This window comes from Persicitalea jodogahamensis, from assembly GCF_014651615.1.
In the GTDB taxonomy this organism is placed as follows: domain Bacteria; phylum Bacteroidota; class Bacteroidia; order Cytophagales; family Spirosomataceae; genus Persicitalea; species Persicitalea jodogahamensis.
This window is the reverse complement of sequence record NZ_BMXF01000001.1, coordinates 308560-326268: the sequence shown is the minus strand read 5'-3', so window position 1 is coordinate 326268 and position 17709 is coordinate 308560. Positions and strand designations below refer to the sequence as shown.

General features: G+C 50.5%; 12 protein-coding genes. 3 read left to right on the top strand and 9 right to left on the bottom strand.

From position 1 onward, the window contains the following. The first annotated feature begins 77 nt into the window (after positions 1 to 77). From ilvA to IE117_RS01310, 3 genes are all read left to right on the top strand, one after another. The gene (gene ilvA / locus IE117_RS01320) at positions 78 to 1349 is read left to right on the top strand and encodes a threonine ammonia-lyase IlvA (RefSeq protein ID WP_189564183.1); all 1272 of its coding nucleotides are present in this window, start codon (positions 78 to 80) and stop codon (positions 1347 to 1349) included. Between the two features lie 115 nt (positions 1350 to 1464). Continuing rightward, on the top strand, positions 1465 to 2160 hold the full coding sequence (locus IE117_RS01315; RefSeq protein WP_189562551.1) for a J domain-containing protein: 696 nt from the start codon (positions 1465 to 1467) through the stop codon (positions 2158 to 2160). 12 nt (positions 2161 to 2172) lie between these two features. Continuing rightward, positions 2173 to 3027, top strand: coding sequence for a helix-turn-helix transcriptional regulator (locus IE117_RS01310; protein ID WP_189562550.1), 855 nt, complete (start codon positions 2173 to 2175; stop codon positions 3025 to 3027). Between the two features lie 8 nt (positions 3028 to 3035). Here IE117_RS01310 and IE117_RS01305 read toward each other — a convergent pair whose 3' ends face one another. The 9 genes from IE117_RS01305 to IE117_RS01265 form a co-directional block, all read right to left on the bottom strand. Next, complete coding sequence (locus IE117_RS01305; RefSeq protein WP_189562549.1) at positions 3036 to 3842, bottom strand: fatty acid desaturase; 807 nt, start codon at positions 3840 to 3842, stop codon at positions 3036 to 3038. Between the two features lie 53 nt (positions 3843 to 3895). Further along, a complete protein-coding gene (locus IE117_RS01300; protein ID WP_189562548.1) occupies positions 3896 to 5047 on the bottom strand; it encodes an AsmA family protein in 1152 nt (383 codons plus the stop codon). Positions 5048 to 5147: 100 nt separating this feature from the next. After that, positions 5148 to 7679: an endopeptidase La gene (gene lon, locus IE117_RS01295; protein WP_374757946.1), complete on the bottom strand. Its 2532-nt coding sequence runs from the start codon at positions 7677 to 7679 to the stop codon at positions 5148 to 5150. Positions 7680 to 7817: 138 nt separating this feature from the next. After that, positions 7818 to 8279, bottom strand: a complete 462-nt coding sequence (locus IE117_RS01290) for a DUF6702 family protein (RefSeq protein ID WP_189562546.1) — start codon at positions 8277 to 8279, stop codon at positions 7818 to 7820. A 152-nt stretch (positions 8280 to 8431) separates the two neighbouring features. Next, positions 8432 to 9748 (bottom strand): RIP metalloprotease RseP, encoded by a 1317-nt coding sequence (gene rseP, locus IE117_RS01285; protein ID WP_189564182.1) that lies wholly within the window; start codon positions 9746 to 9748, stop codon positions 8432 to 8434. Positions 9749 to 9924: 176 nt separating this feature from the next. Then, positions 9925 to 10800: a hypothetical protein gene (locus tag IE117_RS01280; RefSeq protein ID WP_189562545.1), complete on the bottom strand. Its 876-nt coding sequence runs from the start codon at positions 10798 to 10800 to the stop codon at positions 9925 to 9927. Positions 10801 to 10807: 7 nt separating this feature from the next. Continuing rightward, positions 10808 to 11767 carry a CHAT domain-containing protein gene (locus tag IE117_RS01275; RefSeq protein WP_189562544.1) on the bottom strand — a complete coding sequence of 320 codons (960 nt, stop codon included), beginning with the start codon at positions 11765 to 11767 and terminating at the stop codon, positions 10808 to 10810. Between the two features lie 13 nt (positions 11768 to 11780). Then, a complete protein-coding gene (locus IE117_RS01270) occupies positions 11781 to 16094 on the bottom strand; it encodes a caspase family protein (RefSeq protein ID WP_189562543.1) in 4314 nt (1437 codons plus the stop codon). A 202-nt stretch (positions 16095 to 16296) separates the two neighbouring features. Continuing rightward, positions 16297 to 17622, bottom strand: coding sequence for a beta-helix domain-containing protein (locus IE117_RS01265; protein ID WP_189562542.1), 1326 nt, complete (start codon positions 17620 to 17622; stop codon positions 16297 to 16299). Between the last annotated feature and the right edge of the window lie 87 nt (positions 17623 to 17709).

The following is a 17709-nucleotide window of genomic DNA, read 5'->3' as shown; positions in this document are numbered from 1 at the left end:
CGAGCGTTCCTCGCGGGTTTTTCTTTTTACAAGAAATGAAATCCGTAATTTCGCCGGAGCATTTTCCAGTTAATTTTATGAAAGACACGCCCGACGATACGACTTCTCAACTACCCACACTCGACGCCATTTTCCTGGCGGCCGAGCGGCTGCGGGGCGTCGCTACCCATACGCCCCTCATGCAAAATCTGCATTTGTCGGAGCAGTTTGGGGCCAATATTTATTTGAAGCGGGAGGATTTGCAGATTGTGCGCTCGTACAAGATTCGGGGCGCGTATAACAAAATGGTAAACCTTTCGCCTGAGGTACTTGCGAATGGCGTCGTCTGCGCCAGCGCGGGCAATCACGCCCAGGGAGTGGCCTACGCCTGCCGCAAGATGGGTGTGCAGGGCGTCATCTTTATGCCTACGACTACGCCCGCGCAGAAGGTGAAACAAGTAAGGATGTTTGGCAAGGAGTGGGTCACGATCCAGCTGGTGGGCGATACTTACGATGATGCCTACCACGCTGCGAAGGAATACCAGGCCACGCATGAGGCAACCTTTGTGCACCCATTCGACGACGTTCTGGTCATGGAAGGTCAGGGGACGGTGGGTCTAGAAATATTTAAAGATGCCGATTTCAAGATCGATTATCTATTGATGGCCATCGGCGGCGGCGGGCTGGCCTCGGGCGTGTCCACGGTTTTCAAGCAACTTTCGCCCAAAACCAAGCTCATCGGTGTGGAACCCCTTGGCTCTCCCACCATGCAACGGGCCATCGCCGAGGGCCATGTCATCACGCTCGAAAAGATCGACAAGTTTGTGGACGGAGCCGCCGTGCGCCGCGCCGGGGAAACTACCTTTCAAATCTGCCGGGACAATCTGGATCAAATCATTTTAGTGCCGGAGGGTAAAGTGTGTTCCACCATCCTGCAACTTTACAACGAGGAGGCTATCGTCGCCGAACCCGCCGGGGCTCTAACGGTGGCGGCGCTGGATTTTATCAAGGAAGAAATCCAAGGCAAAAACGTGGTCGTCCTTATCGGCGGTGGAAACAACGACATTACCCGCACGGAGGAAATCAAGGAGCGTTCGCTGTTGTATGAAGGTCTGAAACACTATTTCATCATCCGCTTTCCGCAGCGGGCGGGCGCTTTCCGTGATTTTGTGGAGGTGCTGGGCTCCGACGTGGATATCACGCGCTTCGAGTACACCAAGAAAACCAACCGTGAGCAGGGCCCTGCCCTGGTGGGACTGGAACTACAACGCCGCGATGACCTGATCCCGTTGCTCCGGCGCATGGAAGAAGGCCGTGTCATGTACGAGTACCTCAACGACCAACCGGATTTGTTTCAGTATTTGGTTTAAAATAGTGGATAGTTGAGAATAGATAGTGGATAGTTTTTTCATTGGCGTTACACACATAGCTTTGGAGAAGCACAACATCAAAAAACCATAAAATTGACTTCTAATTTCATCACCGATGAAAGACTACTACTATATTTTAGGTATCACGCCCCAAGCTTCTTCGGACGAAATCAAAACAGCTTACCGAAAACTATCTACCAAGTTTCATCCCGATAAAAACGGCGGCGATAGTTTTTTCGAAGAACGCTTTAAAGAAATTCACGAAGCCTACGATACATTATCGCGTCCCGAGCGGCGAACAAATTATGACCGAGATTTTAAGAAAAGATTTAGTCAGTCAAGTACTTCCAATAATTCCACTCCGACAAATCACACTAATTTTTTTCCTACGATAGAACTCTTTATCGCTTCTCCTTCAAAGATTTACGATGGTGACGAAGTAGAGTTCTCGTGGAATGTTTTTAACGCAGATTCTATACAAATCGAAAAAATCGGAATTGTCCCAGCGAAAGGGAAAAAGCGCATCAAAATTTCGGGACTGCGTAGTGCCAAAGCTATTAGCGTGACGCTTTCTGCCATAAATACCCACATTGGCAAGTCTGAAAAGAAATCAGTACAAATTTTCAATCAGGCTTATGAGGATATTGAGAAGGAAATTATTAGAGGCAGAAAATCTACCCCCAATAGCACAGGGGGTGAAAGGAATGATAGCTCAAGACTTAACAATGAAATGGATAATATTTTTAAGAAATCTTTAATCATTTTTCTTTTTCTCTTAATAATTTATGTAGTCATATATTCTATAACCTAGTGCTTCATTATTTTGCTCCGAGTTCCCTCCGACATCAGCAGCCAGGAATTTGAGTCCCTGAAAATTCAGGACATGACTTTTGTGGCTTACCGCAACGAGGTGTATCCGTCGCGCTACGAGGTGTTTTTTGAAGAACACGCGGTGATTGTGGTGTTGGAGGGCGAGAAGAAATTCAGTAGTACCACACAGGAGGTTCGGGTTGAGAAAGGCGACATTCTTTTCGTTCAGCGGGGTTTTTACCTCATGTCGGAGTCCATTCATGAAGAATACAAGAGCCTGGTTTTTTTCTTTGATGAAAATCTTTTGAAAGAATTCGTCGGATTGCACGGTGAGTTGTTCGAAGGAAGGGCGGCGCGAGAAGCCGCCCCATTGCAAGCTCCGATTCTGCATTTGCATTCATCCGAAAATTTCGCCCGGTTTATTGCCTCAGTACTACCCTATTTCCGGTCGCAAAGCAATCTGAAAACCCACTTTCTACGACTGAAATTTCAGGAACTGCTATTGCATTTGTTAGAAATAGATCGTTCGGGCAAGCTGCAATCCGTTCTCCTAAGCATCCACCAAGGGCAGAAGGCCGATCTCCGTTTTTTGATGACTAGCTATTCGCTCAAACCCCTCACGTTGATCGAGCTAGCGCGGCTATCAGGCCGCAGCCTGTCGGCTTTCAAACGGGATTTTCAGGAAGAATTCGACACTTCCCCTGCTTTCTGGATCAAGCAACAGCGGCTGGAACACGCAGATTTTTTACTACGTACCACGGAAATGAACGTCTCGGAGATTAGTGCAGAAATCGGCTACGAAAGCGTTTCGCACTTTATTAAGGCATACAAAGCCAAATATGGCAAAACGCCTAAGCGTCGGAGGTAATACTCACGCTACAAAGTCTGGGCCGTCGCCTCCCGCGCTTTGGGCAACCGCCACCACGGCAGATAAGGGTAAGCGTGATGCTCGAAGTGATAACCAAAGAAATAGCAGGTCGCAAAGGCCCAGATGTGATTGAGCGTTTGACTGCGAGCGTTGTGGGGCGGGTTATGGTGTTCGCCCCGGTGCGGCAGGTAGGTGCCAAAGAAAAATAACTGGAAAGTGCTCAATATGGCAGGGATCATCCAGAAAACTACCAGATTTTCCCAAGGGAAGGCCAGTTTCAGCAGGTTGTAGCTTACTGCCATAAATAGAATCTGCTTCCAGGAAATATATTCCTTCAAAAAACTGAAATACCACGCAAAAAAGTTGGGATTCCCCTCATGAAAGTCAGGATCGTCGAACGTGCCCGAATGCTTATGGTGCAGATGATGCTTACGGGAGAGCGTTCCGTAGTTGTTGAAGGCGAATAGCGTCGCCGATAGCCAGCCTACAGCGCGGTTGAGTTGGGGACGATCGGGAGCCACCACGCCGTGTATGGCATCATGGGCGGTAATGAATACACCCGTGTAAAGATGCATCTGCACCAAAACAAATAGGTACACAAGTGGATCTCGGAACGATAGCGGGTAGTTGAGCAGCAAGGCCAGCGACCCAAACCATAACGTCAGAACGATAGCCGCCGCCCATATGCCTTTGTTGCCAATTGCCGATGGTCTTGTAGCAGATTCTTGGCGGGTAGTCCCCTGCGACCTAAATTCCCCGCTGCGTCCTGCCTCGCCTGAAAACTTATGAAGAAAATACGTTGTGTCTTTTTCCATATATGCTTTCAAAACGCCCGGCAACTGGAAATGGTTTTTGAAATACAATCTTATTACTTCTTTCTCTCCGCCTTCTTTTCCTCGCGGTTTTCTTTACGCTCCTCCCTGCGCTCCTGGCGCTGCTTGCGGCGGTCTTCCCGGTAGAGCTGCCACGCTTCTTTTACACTAAGGGTATTATCGAAGGTATCGGTAAGGGCGCTCACATAACCATTCCGCAGAACACCGATAATAGTAGGCCAGATACCCGTTTTGACATCATTGATGGTTCCTTCAAGCGGAATGCGGGTAGCCACCTGATCTTTTACTTTATTTTCCAGTACTTTGTTGCCACCTTCCGCTATTAATTCCTTTACGAACTGCGTGATGGTGCGGTTGTCTCCCTCATTCCATTCAAAGATCTGCATATCGTGCGTCAGGGGCTTGAGATAGCCTTGTAATTTGCCGTCCACCACCTCCATCTCACTCACCAGATCGAGCGACCCCTTCTCAAAATCAATCCCTCCATAGCGTTTGGAAAGTTCGTTGAGCTTGACAAGTTGCAGATTACTGAGTTTGAGGTTGTAATTAAAATCCGGCATTTTTTTCAGCAACTGCATGTCGGCGTCGAAGGTCAGCGTACCGTCATAGCCAGGAAGGTCGCCGGAGGCCTTTACCGGAGAGGGGAACTTGTTATCGCTAACTACTACATTCCGGATATTGGCAATTTCAAGATCAAAATTGTGCATCGACAGGTCGGTGCTGGGCTGCGAGACAACGTTGGTGAGGTTAATCGTGCCATCCACAACTGTGAAGCGGTTGATGTTGATCGGCAAAAGATCCTTAATAACCTGGGTCCAGTCGGTTTCCACGCCCGTTTGGCTGGCATTCTCGTCTTCGCTGAATGCAAAGTTGATCTCCGGCCGGGTACAGACCACTTCTGCTACAAGTTTGCCCTTGAACAGTGATTTCCATTCTACGGAGAGATCCATTTTTGGAATGGAGATGAACGGCTCCTCAATCTTACCGTTCACCTTACGGATATTGAGACTATCTATCTGATAAGCACCCCGATAGAGCGCGATATCTACGTCATTCACATGGCCTGTGTACCCGTCAAGGTCAGCCAGCGTTTTGTTCACATATTTTAAGACAAAGTATGGTAACACCAGCCGCGCAATTATCAGCAGCACGACGATACCCATGATTATTTTCACCGACTTTTTCAAAATACAGAATGGTTTGGTGTAAAAAAGGAGTTCCTGTTTTCAGGAACTCCAAAAAATCTGAGTATACTTTTCTAAAAAATAGTGCCAGGTAAAAATAGTCCTACAAGACTACTACCGGAGCCTGGATTCCATCTCCTCCCGACCTTTCCTTATTTTCCTCAGGAAAAACAAATTTGATCGGGCGTGAGACGATTTCGGGAAGCAGTGCGGCAGCCAGTACCTCATCCACCGTGTCGACATAATGAAACGACATATCCTTGATATAGTCGGCTTGGACTTCGTTCACATCCTTCTTATTTTTTACGCAAAGGATAATCTCCTTCACACCCGCCCGGCGGGCCGCCAGGATCTTCTCCTTGATGCCTCCAACCGGCAGTACCTTGCCGCGAAGCGTAATTTCGCCCGTCATCGCCACGAACGACTTCACCCGGCGCTGGGTAAAGATGGAAGCCATAGAGGTCAACATGGTAATTCCCGCCGATGGGCCATCCTTAGGCACTGCTCCGGCAGGAACGTGGACGTGCAAATCGTAATGATTGAACACGCGGTAATCGATACCCAGCCGCTCAGCGTGGGCTTTCAGGTACGAGAGGGCCGTGACAGCGGATTCCTTCATGACGTCGCCGAGCTGGCCCGACAGCGTAAGCACGCCTTTACCCCGGCTAAGGCTGGTTTCGATGAACAGGATTTCGCCGCCCACTGATGTCCAGGCCAAGCCCGTGACAACACCCGCGATGTCATTGTCCTGGTATAGATCCTTATCAAAAATCTCCGCGCCCAGCATTTTTTCGACCTGCTCCTCCTTCACAGTTTTGGAGTACTCCTGTTCCATCGCGATGGATTTGGCGACCTTTCGCATGAGTGTTCCAACTTTCTGCTCCAGATTCCGCACGCCCGACTCACGGGTGTAGCCCTCAATGACTTTTTGCAGGGCTCTGTCGTCAACTTTAACATTGGTCCCCTTCAGGCCGTTTTCCTTGCGTTGCTTGGGGACGAGGTACTTTTTGGCTATTTGCAGCTTCTCCTCCATCGTATATCCTGTCATCTCGATGATTTCCATACGGTCGCGCAGAGCGGGGTTGATGGTTTCGAGAGAGTTGGCTGTAGCAATGAAAAGTACCTTGGAGAGATCGTATTCGACCTCCATAAAGTTATCGGTAAAGGAAGCGTTTTGCTCAGGGTCCAGCACTTCCAGCAGAGCGGAGGCCGGGTCGCCCCGGAAATCGGAACTGACCTTATCGATCTCGTCCAGAATGAACACGGGATTGGATGAGCCCGCCCGCTTGATGAGCTGAATCACCTTCCCCGGCATGGCGCCGATGTAAGTCTTGCGGTGACCGCGAATTTCGGCCTCGTCGTGGACACCACCGAGGGCCATGCGGATATACTTGCGGTTAAGGGCCTTGGCCACCGATTTCCCTAAGGACGTCTTACCGACGCCCGGAGGGCCGTACAGGCAAAGAATCGGAGCCTTCATGTTATTTTTCAACTTCAAAACCGCCAGGTACTCTACGATACGCTCCTTAACCTTTTCAAGGCCGAAGTGCTCGGAATCGAGTATCTTCTGCGCCCGCACAAGGTCGAAGTTATCTTTGGTGTATTCTTCCCAGGGCAGCTCCACTAAAGTTTCGAGGTAATTTAGCGTCACGGGGTACTCAGGAGCCATCGGATTGAGGCGCTGCAATTTGTTGACCTCGCGATCAAAGTGTTGCTGAACTTCCTTCGACCATTTTTTGTCCAGCGCTTTAATCCGGAGATCGTCCATTTCGCGCTCGGGGCTGTCGATACCGAGCTCGTCGTTGAGGACTTTGATCTGCTGACGCAGAAAATAATCGCGCTGTTGCTGGTCGATGTCCGAACTGGCCTTCGACTGAATCTCACGCTTCAATTCCAGCATCTCGATCTCCTTCATCATGTACTGAAGCAGGAGCGTGGCCTGTTTGTGCCCGTTCTTTTCTTCAAGCAATTTCTGCTTGTCGGCTACGTCCACATTAATATTGGACGACAGGAAGTGAATCAGGAAAACCGGGCTTTCGATATTGTCGAGCGCGATACGGGCTTCCTGCGGAATTTCAGGATTAAGACGCATAATGCGGTGCGCTCCATCACGCAACGAATTCAGCAACGCTTTGGACTCCTTGCGCTTTGGCGAGGCAAAAGAATCGTTGATGCTCTCGATGCGGGCCGTGATATATGGATCTTCGCGAACGATTTCCTTGATCTGAAAACGCTGACGCCCCTGCACGATAATGGTGACGTTGCCGTCGGGCAACGTGATCATTTTCAGGATATGAGCCACCGTGCCGATTTTGTAGAGGTCAGCGGCACCCGGATCCTCCTTTTGAGGCTTGGCCTGCGTCACAGCCCCCATGATACGCTGATTGATGTCGGTATTGCGGTAGATTTTCTTCACCAACCGGATGGCTTTCTGACGGACCACCGTTACGGGAATCACCATGCCGGGAAACAACACCGTATGCCGAATGGGCATAATAGGCAATTCGTCGGGCAAATCAAGGGGTTCTTCGGGACCGTCGGGGCCACCGATGGGTACTATTTCCAGGCTGTCGAGGTCGGAGTCGTTCACCAACAATTGACTGTATAGATCTGAGTTTTCAAAATTCATAGGCATTCTGCCAGAGTGGCAGATATTCTTTTCCCAATGTACAAAAAAATAAAAATCTGAGGGGAGGTAAACAGTTGAAAATAGGTATGCCAGACATCCCCTTGTCAGGACGAACGGTTACAGCTATTTTCAAAACACATGTTTTTACAAAGCCTGAACGGACTTCCCCTTCTTGAATAAATACGTCTTTCGGTCATCGCCCCATTTTGCGTTAACCATATTGACCTGATCGTCAAAGGCCTCCATAAGCAGTTCATTCTTCATTACCCAGCCATCGGGATCGCCTTGGAACGGTACTTCCAAATATAGCCAGGTAGCGTCGGCTTCTTCTTCTTTGCCAATGTAACTAAAAGTCCGCAGCTTCCGTTCTGGGTCCGCAAGAGCGAAATGTTTGCGCAGGTACTTATCCACAAGCGGATTGTTCTCGTCTCCATTCCGCAGCAAAATCCGACGGTTTCCGTTGGCCTGCGAAAGTCCCTTTTCAAGGTCATCCGTGAATGCTCTTATGCTTATCTCCAACGTTTTCTGGGACGAATTATAGTTGATTTTCGTCACGCTGATATGATACTCGTGCTTAGGTCGAGCCGCGGTCAGCAGCACCACCATGATCAAGTGGGTAATGAAAAAAAGACAGTGGATAATTTGTGGTTTTCTCCTAGCCAAAATTCTCAATACTTATTGGGTGGAAAGTGTGCTCCCAATAGATCAAGAGCAGGAGCTGGTTCCATATACCGTGAACACCTGGCATTGTCCACTAATTAAAAAACTGCTTTCCAGACGTCATTAAAAATGGCGAAGGCCATGATTCCCAGCAGCAACACCATACCCACTTTCTGCGCGTTTTCCAGAAAAGCATCCGAGGGTTTGCGACCCGACACAATTTCGTACAACAGGATCACGGAGTGGCCACCGTCCAGGGCCGGAATCGGCAGGGCATTCATGAAAGCCAGAATCATTGACAGCAAGCCCGTCAGGAACCAGAAGCGGCCCCAATCCCAGACACCACCAAACATGCGGGCGATGCCGATAGGGCCGTTGAGCGCTTTGGAGGCGGATACCTCGCCGCGGAATATTTTGCCGAAGCCTTTGATATTGTTGTACACCACGCCGAATGCTTCCTGCGTCCCGGCAGCTACGGCTTCGGGGAAGGAATATTTTACAATCGTGTAGTCAAGTCCGCTTTTGGCCCGAAAGCCGATCGTGCCGTCTTCCATAACCTCCACAGGAAGGGTCAGATTTGTTCCGCCGCGTTGCACCGCCAGAGAAGCCGTTTTCCCTTTGACCGTATCCAGAGCATCCTGCAATTGGTGAAAGTACTGGATGGGTTGGCCATTTATACCGACGATGCGGTCTCCGGCTTTCAAACCGGCCTCATCGGCGGGTGTTTCCGGCACGATTTCCCCGACGGTGAAGGGCTCGATAGGGCGGATGAAAGTACCCCGCTGTTCTGGTTCCGACAGTTTCTCGATAAGCCCGTTCGGAACATCCACGTCAATTTGCTGTCCGTTACGCTCTACGGTGTAATAGCTGTTGTTGCCCAACATCACCTCGGAACCGACAGCCATGTCGAAGTTGGTGAAGTCTTTACCGTTGTAGGCTATGATCTTATCACCCGTGCGCAGGCCTATTTCCTGGGCCAGCGGCCCAGCCACGATACCGTAGCGGTTCACTTCTTCCTTGGAGAGATAGGAGTCACCGTTCTGGTAAGCCAGAGCGATAAAGATGATGATACCCACCACGACATTGACGATGATACCACCCAACATTACGATGAGCCGCTGCCAGGCGGGCTTGGCCCGGAATTCCCATGGTTCAGGTGCCTGATCCATCTGCTTGGTATCCAGCGATTCGTCAATCATTCCGGAGATTTTCACGAACCCTCCCAATGGAATTGCGCCTATTCCGTACTCTGTCTCGCCGCGTTGAATACTCCATACTTTGGGCGGAAAACCAATGAAGTACTTCTCGACCCGCATCCCGAACATTTTGGCAGTAAGCAAGTGGCCTAATTCGTGCAATCCCACTAAGATAGACAACCCCAAAATGAGTTGCCCGGCCATAATTAAAATTTCTATGTATTGATCCATTGAAGCGGCTTGTAAGTATCGTTTTTTACCCCTAACGAAAATTCAGGCCGCAAAGTTACGGAAAAGCGATGGCTATCCCCCATGTTTTTTGCTTTTGATTTCAGGAAGAGGCTGTGCAGAAAGGATTTGCCCGTTTTACAGTGACTATCAGACATCAAGCGCATTCAGTTTCCAACCCAGACCTCCAACTGCCCTAACGACACCTTGGCGTTGGAAACATAGGTGACGGGGATGTCTGTTGTCCTGACGTTGACTCCTCTTTCTTTCAGAATACCCCGCAGTATTTTGCTAACCCATTGAGCCGCTCTTTCATCTTCCTGGTGAAAGTACTTGATGGAAGTCCTGAAACTACGGGGAAGATTCCTGGATTGGATAGCGGGGACAATTGCCCCTTTCTCTTTCAGCATTTTCTGCAACTCCTTCGACGCTTCCCGCGCCTTCGCATCCTGAATGTAAATGATATATCCAAAGCAGATACTCCGGGAAGCGCTCCCCTGCTTCTTCAATTCGTAGTGCTGAGTCTGGGCCTGCTGCGCTACCATCGGCTCGGAAGGTTGCTGAACTGCCTGTGGCAGGGAACCCTGCACCCAGGGATCATTATCCTCCGATTGAACCGGACCGCTGGTTTGGGGGCTTCTGACTCGCGGCTTGTTAGACTGGACAGGCATAGTAGGCCGCTCCAGCACAGGTTCTGCTCCGGCTGGCATTGCCGCTTCGCCGGGCATCATAACTACCTCCGGCTCCAATTGGATGGGGATCGAATCGACCTCCAGCAATGACATCCGCCACGCGTCCAGTTCATTTTTAAAGTTGGTAAGCACGACCTTCTGGTCTTCCAGTAGGTCATTTTGCCGGGCTAGTTTCTCCTTAGCCCTGGTCAGTTCCCGGTTGCTTTCCCTCAATTTATAAAACAAAAAGACCATAACGACCACGCAAATAATTGCAAACAAGAGGGAGAAAACGCTCTGCTTTTTCATGGAAGCAAGCTCGTGCAGAAGCCTCCCCTTCACTTCATCAGAATAATCAGGATTTTCTATCATGTCGGATTTAGGCAAAAAGTCTCATTCTTCGGATCACTTCCTCATCGGCCAGTATCGAGTTCAATTCCACGGTTTTGTAACGCTGCTTATTCTTGAAGCCGAAGTAAGCCAAAAATGCGGCCGCCAGCCCCACGAGCGCCAGCATATGATCCTGCATAAAAAACACGGCATAAACCACGATGGTGATCCCGAGCAGGCAAAGGATCAGGACGAGAAAATTCATGGCCTGATCCCAGAATGATCGTCCCGCCAGCAGGTCCTTTCGGGTCGGACTGGCCAGTCGTATTTTCCACCACTCCCGGCGGTCTATTTCCTGCTGGTACTTTTCATTGACGTACAATTCCCAGCGGTCACTGTCTTCTTCGGACTCGGTCACCAATCCCCGCCAGACGACAGGCTCGGCCGGGACAGAATTAAAGGCAGGGTACTTTCTTCTCAATTCGTTCAGGGCGTGCTCAAAGGCCGATCGTATGGTATATTCCGTGTCGGAAAGCGCTTTATAGAATGTTTCGGAAAATTCGCGGGCGATGCCGTCGTTCACTTTCCCACGCGTCGCGATCACGATTTTGATATTGTTTTCAAAAAGCAATTTCACCTGATCGTAGGTAGCGCAGCCATTCAGGAATACCAGTTTTAAGTTTTGGGCTTCGCCCAGCAAGCCCGCCAGCCCCCGGGCGTGGCTCGACCCATCCCTGAAGAGGAGCTGCTCACTATCGGCGTGACCGCTGAAATGAAAAATCAGGATGCGGTGCTTGTAGTTACGGATGTCCTCAGCTACTTCGTCGCCATCGGCGCTGCCGCGCGGCGGAAACTCTACCTCAAAGTACCTGCTCGAGCCCTCCTGAATCTGGTACTGTTCCCATGCCTTGCCAATGGACTTATATTCGTCTTCCAGAAATCGTAAATATTCCTGATCGGGCCCTCCGCTTTGCGAGAAGTAGGACAGTACGACGGGGGAATATTTCATAGTCTGGCACAGTTTAAACACTCTTCTTTAATAAAGTCAAAATATCTTCGGCCTCGTCGTCGTCAGTATTGAAGCTAACCTGCACACGGCCCAGCTCGTAGGCGTCTTCGTAAGTCAGCCCTGCCCCTAACCCCTGATAGAAGCCGATGGAGAAATTAATGGCTTCGTCGTCGCCTATCTTGGATCGGGTACCCACGACCACCGGAATACTTTTGGCTACCTCATCGGCCTGAGTTTGGGAGAAGCAGGCGTTCAGGATCACACATTCAATTTTCAGTACCTTTCCCATCACCCCAAACAGCTTTTTGAGCGCCTTCGTGGGGGCCAGCTGGGGTACTTCGTGCTCATTGACCAGATATATTCCTTCCGATGAGCCATGACCCGAAAAGTGAACGATCGTCGGCTTTTCGCGCAGCAACGTCCGTGAAAAATCGAAGCCTGTTACCTCAAACAACGTAGTGTACAGGAATTCATCACGAAGTGAGGACATCAGTAGTTCTTCCCGGATTTTGTTCGACTCGCGCCCCAGCAGCAGTCCCGACTTGGAATCGGCTGCCATGAAAATGATTTTTTTCTTGATCTGTCGGGCAATCTCCTGGATCGAAACGTTCGGGTCGCCATTGACACGTACAGATTTTTCGAGAACCTCCATATCGTCGGTCTTGCCATCAAAATGAGCCGACACCCGCAGAAAAAGCGGAAAAGTACCCGCTTTCAGGGCAGTGACGCTGATTTTCCATTCGGTAAAATCACCTTTACTGATTGCCTGTCGTTCGGTACTAATGGGAGCGATGCTGAAATTTAAGCCGTTAGATATATCCACCAGCCTGACGCTCATCTCGTCCGTGATTTTGATGCTGGCATGGGTACTTTCAGCACTGATTTTTATATCTTCCAGAGCCAGTTCGGCACCACCGATGCGGATAACGCAGACGACGGGTTGGTTTTGCTGCATGACGTCCGGGATGTCATAGTCCAGCTGACCTGCCCGGAAAACGGAGGGGGCCTCCTGATGAAACTCCACAGCTTCCAAATCTATCACTATTGGGCGGGGAGAGGGCTCAGCGTGCATCGGCGGGGCTTCTGCAGGCTCAGATTCCTCCGCTCCTGCCATCTGCGCTTCGGCTCGCATGGGCCAAAACACCATTTTCTGGAGCTCCCCAGCGTCTGCGGTTCCTGCTCCGTCCTGTCCTGCCTCAAACATTACCGGTTCCTTTTCCTGCAGTGCCTGCTTGATTTCCTGTACCTCAAAAAAGTATTCTCCGAGCACGATCTTCCCCGCTTCCGTCGGCTGATTGTACCGCAGAAATTCCAGCAACTCATTGCGCGAAAGTGAACCGGCGTCAATTAACAAATCATTGATGGACTTTTTTTTTTGACTCTTGATGCGTTCTATCGCACCAATAAACTTGTCCGCTACGATCTGATATCCCGCATTGGTGGGATGAATTTCATCAAACCAGCTCTGGCGATCCACCAGGCCTCGCGTGTCCACAAAGGTCACACGGTCTTTAAATTCGCTTTTTTGTGCGAGGGCGGTCAGCCTTCCGGCAAATTCGTCCACAATGTAGCGAATCAGTTTCTCGCGCTCTTCCTGCGGCACGATCCCTTTTTTGATCATGTGCTTTCCGGTCCAGCTCGATTTCTTTTTGTTAGCTGGAATGTCCGTATCCACCGGAATGAGGTAGTCGTAACAATGGACCAGAATATGCAGGTCGGGATAGCGGGCGAAAAGTTCGTTGAACATCTGCGTGTATAGCGCATCCAGTTTGTCGAGCTGATCAAACATTTTCTGATTCAAGTACTTGCGGGGCGTGTCATCAGTATTATCGGGGGTTTCGCGGAGAAAATACTGAAACTGATCGCCCAGCACATCGTTGCCGCCGCCACTGACGAGGAAGAACCTGACATCCTCCTCCTCGATGGCATCGAGGTACTCTTTCTTTTTGAGGTAGTTTTCCAGCGTATCGCCCGCCTCGGCGAAGCTGCGGATGGCGTAGCACTTGTAAAGCTGGTCGAGGGTATCCTGCAAAATGATCGGGTACTGGAACCACGAATCGCCCTCGGCCACGATGCGCAGGCGGTTGGGGTCTTTTTTGAGGTTGCGGTACCGCTTGCGGCGTTGGCGCGTTTCGATCCAGTTGCCCAGCCGCAGTTTGATATCATCGAAAAGCCCTTTTTCGTCCTCGGGTACGACTAGGCCTTTCTTTAATTTCCAGACTGTCGGCTGACCCGTTTCGTCCAACTCGACCTTGCAGAACAGCCCGGCGGCGAAGTAGGTAGTTTCGTCCCATTCAAGCAGAGCTTCCAAGGTTTTGGCCGGAATCCGGTTGTAAACAGGATTCTTGAAGACCAAATGCAAAGTCTGGGTCAACCAGCCGGAAAATTCGAGCGGCTCGTCTTCTTCCGTAACCAACCCTTTCGCTTTCCCTCCCCGGCTTTTTTCAAGATCGTCGGTAGTAAGTGGGCCGGGTAGTGCGTCCAGCGTGAGCGCTTCGGCGTCGAACTCAACCGTACTGACAATGAATTTAAAGGCTTCAACTACCTGCGGCCAGTTGTATTCCTGTTCCACTTTACCCAGCTTGAGGGCGATACGGTCTTTTCCGTTCGGACCGAGAAAAAGAGATTTTCCGGCTTCGAGCAATTGCACCCGCTGGGGCAGGAAATCAAGGAAACATTGAAATTCTTTGCTGAGGTAGGCCGCGCAGGCGTATAAATCCTGCGCAGTGGTGTTGGTGATTTTAACCTGCAAAGTACCTTTCCAACTTCTACCTGATTTTTCGTAGTCCAGTTCTGCGGTGTCGTTAGCCAAGGGCACGGACGTAGAAGTACCATCCGCCATCACGCGACTCAGTTCTATTTTCAGTGGCTGGGCCGGGAAGCTCTCGGGCAGGTCCTCGTTTTGCAAATTTTTGATGAAATGCCAGCGCGACACATGCCGCAGCGTTCCGAGGATTGCAGTATGCTCTTCGTCCTCCAAATAAAGTACCGGACGAATCAGCGGACGGTACGGGTCGCCGGGCTTCGTCAGGTACACCTCGCCGCTGCGGACGTGGAAAGTGTAGTCGGCGGGCTGAGACTGGCCGTTGTCTTTCTCAGTTTCGACAGCTTCTTGCTCTCCGCCGAAAGCAAAGCCACCGCTGGCGTTCGCTTCCAGCTCTTTGGTAAGCTGGCCGACTTCTCTGGGGTTCCCGTCGTAGTTTTTCAATTCCAGGACTAGCTCCTGTGTCATCAAACCCTCGACTTCAGCTTTGTACATCGCACTCGTATCCAGTCCGGCGACATCCAGCAGCGTGTAGTCCACAAAAACACCTCCTTTGCGTACTTTGGCGGCATGCGTTTTCTCCCGGTTTCTGGGGTCGAATAGCGTAACCTGCGAATCGGCTTTCATCCCATGAATGGCGCCGACGTTCAGTTGCCAGCCTTCCTGCTTATTCCGCGTTGCCTCACAAATCATCTTCTGTGGGTCGACGGTTTGATTCAGGAAGCCCCGACGCAAAAGATTTTCGGCGTCGAGCGGCATATAAATTCGGGGAGTTTGCTCGAAGCCAGCCCTCATGTACTGCCGGATACGGCTGCGCAGCGTGTTGTAGGTAATGTTACCGCCGCAGTCGGTTAGGGTTTTGAGTAATGTTTTGGTAAAAACGCCCTCGCGCGCCACTTCCAACGCCACCTGACTGGATTCACACGCGGCCATCTGTACGTGGGTACCCTGCGGCAGAAATTCGGCCGGCTTTCTGTTTCGTACGTCAGCTTCCTGAATAGTGTCACTGAATAAGAACTGACTCCACATTCGTTGTGGGAAAGCGCGGCCCGCCTTGTCGGTGACGCGCCGCTCCCGTGTTTCGTCGTAGCTCGCGCCGACCAACGCCGCGTTGCGGGTGTTATCGCCCGAGTGACAGCAGTCGAAAATCGTGACGATGTGCGCCTGGGTACTTTGGGAAAGTTCGTGGATCAGGTAACGAAGCTCCTTGTCGGTAAGCAGAAAATCGGGCGTACTTCCGGCTCCGCCGTCGTAGCACACCAGGCATTCCAATGCGCCATCGGTTTCGTCCCAAAGCGAAGCGGCCCGCTCCTGCGTGCCGTGACCCGAGTAATAAAAAAGTACCGTGTCGTCCTGGCCCGCTTGACTCAGAAAAGTCTGAAACCCGTCGGCCACGCCTGCGCGGGTGGCAGCCTGGTCGGTGAGTTCTTTGATCTCGACATCGAAATCCGCTCCGTGTTCCAGGTAGTTGCGTACAGCTTTTACATCGTTCAGGCAACCGTGCAGTTTACCGACGCGATCGTAATCGTTGATGCCCACGAGCAGGGCGAATACTTTTTTCATCGGGTTGAAAGTTTTTCATAAGGGTTTAGGATGAGTAATTTATGAAAAACTTTCAGCCAGCGCAAATGAATTTAGTAAGTGGTAGTCCCGGGAGAACTGTTAGGTATTCCCCACCACAAATCTGACGGATTTAGCACAAAAAAACCGGGAGCAAATGCCCCCGGCTTTTCGACAATCTGACACCAATTTGTAAGGTCGTTGTTTATTTGGCAGTATCGTAATCCGCGTTTTGAGGATCGAAGTTGGCCCAGGTGGCGGTCCAGTCGGTAGTATTGAAAGCGCCGATGTAAGGAGCAGGCTCGAAACCAGCGGGAAGCGTTACACCGCCCGTCAACAGGGGCGAACCGGTCTTTGGAGTTCCCACCGGACGCGCCGTGATGCTATTGAAGTTGGTATCAAGCATCAGGTCAGCTACCGAAGTATATACTTTGTTCTTATTAGCGGCAGTATTGAAGATATTTTCATCGACACCGTCGAACATTTTCGTAGCTCCCTGCATAGCAATACCTTGCAATACCAGCTTGCCGTTTTTGTAGTTATCGACCGAAGCATTCTGCACCAATACTCCCACCTTGTAAGGACCGCTGAATATGCTGTTGTAAATTTTCAATTCTGAACTACGACGCAGACGCATGGCAGCGTTGTACTTTGAGTCCAAAGTACCAGGTGCGATAGTAGCCGTAATGTTGGCAAATCCTGCGGCAGTTTTAGGAAGGGCTTCTGAACCTCCTGAGTCATTGTCCGACTCAAAAGCATTGGAATCGCCGGCCTGGTCGGCTACGGCTGGGTCACGAATAACAAGACCGTACTGAACTTTGCCGCTGTAGCCGTTGTCTGTATCGAAATCGTCGTCCAGACCACGGTAGGAGATCAAGTGCTTGGCGTTCACGGTACCACCAAACCACTCGAAAGAGTCGTCGCCGCTGTACGAAACCTGCACGTAGTCAACCGTCGTGCCGGAACCCACCCCACCAAAAGTAAGGCCATTGATCTCGCGGTCAGTCTCGAAGGCAATGCCCGCAAACTCAATACGCACATATTTCAGGGTGCCTGAGTTATCGGCGGCATCTGTGCCACCGAATTCAGTGATGTTCTCTCCTTCGATTACCGCCGGAGTCTTGTTAACAGGCGCTTTGCCCAAAAGTACCAGGCCTCCCCAGTCACCCGCTGCACGCTGGCCCGCCGGCTGGTTCGAGGTGAATACAATCGGATTACTTACCGTTCCCGTAGCGTTGATCTTGCCTCCGCGCTTTACGATGAGCGAACCCTTGGTAGCTTTCTCGCCCTTGATAATTGTACCTGGCTCAATTGTAAGTGTTGCGCCATCTTCTACATACACAAATCCTGAAAGAATATATTGCTTGTCTGCTGTCCAGGTCGTGTTGCTCGTTATGCTTCCATTAATTGTGGAAGGAGTCGGCGGAGTGATCACAATCGGATCGTCGTCGTCATTGTTGGTACAGGCCGCGAAACCTAAGACTAATGAACCAAGAATGAAGGTTTTTGCAAAATTTGTTACCTTTTTCATACTTCCTTTTTTTGTTTAACAATCTGATTTTTAATTTATTGACTTCACATTAAAACCTCCCGAAAGTTTCCATACTCAGGAAAGTTG

Excerpts from the sequence above, each read along its gene's own strand:
- IE117_RS01305 (WP_189562549.1), bottom strand. The coding sequence starts at position 3,842 with ATGGAAAAAGACACAACGTATTTTCTTCATAAGTTTTCAGGCGAGGCA.
- IE117_RS01280 (WP_189562545.1), bottom strand. The coding sequence starts at position 10,800 with ATGATAGAAAATCCTGATTATTCTGATGAAGTGAAGGGGAGGCTTCTG.
- IE117_RS01270 (WP_189562543.1), bottom strand. The coding sequence starts at position 16,094 with ATGAAAAAAGTATTCGCCCTGCTCGTGGGCATCAACGATTACGATCGC.
- ilvA (WP_189564183.1), top strand. The coding sequence starts at position 78 with ATGAAAGACACGCCCGACGATACGACTTCTCAACTACCCACACTCGAC.
- IE117_RS01265 (WP_189562542.1), bottom strand. The coding sequence starts at position 17,622 with ATGAAAAAGGTAACAAATTTTGCAAAAACCTTCATTCTTGGTTCATTA.
- IE117_RS01315 (WP_189562551.1), top strand. The coding sequence starts at position 1,465 with ATGAAAGACTACTACTATATTTTAGGTATCACGCCCCAAGCTTCTTCG.
- lon (WP_374757946.1), bottom strand. The coding sequence starts at position 7,679 with ATGCCTATGAATTTTGAAAACTCAGATCTATACAGTCAATTGTTGGTG.
- IE117_RS01290 (WP_189562546.1), bottom strand. The coding sequence starts at position 8,279 with ATGGTGGTGCTGCTGACCGCGGCTCGACCTAAGCACGAGTATCATATC.
- IE117_RS01275 (WP_189562544.1), bottom strand. The coding sequence starts at position 11,767 with ATGAAATATTCCCCCGTCGTACTGTCCTACTTCTCGCAAAGCGGAGGG.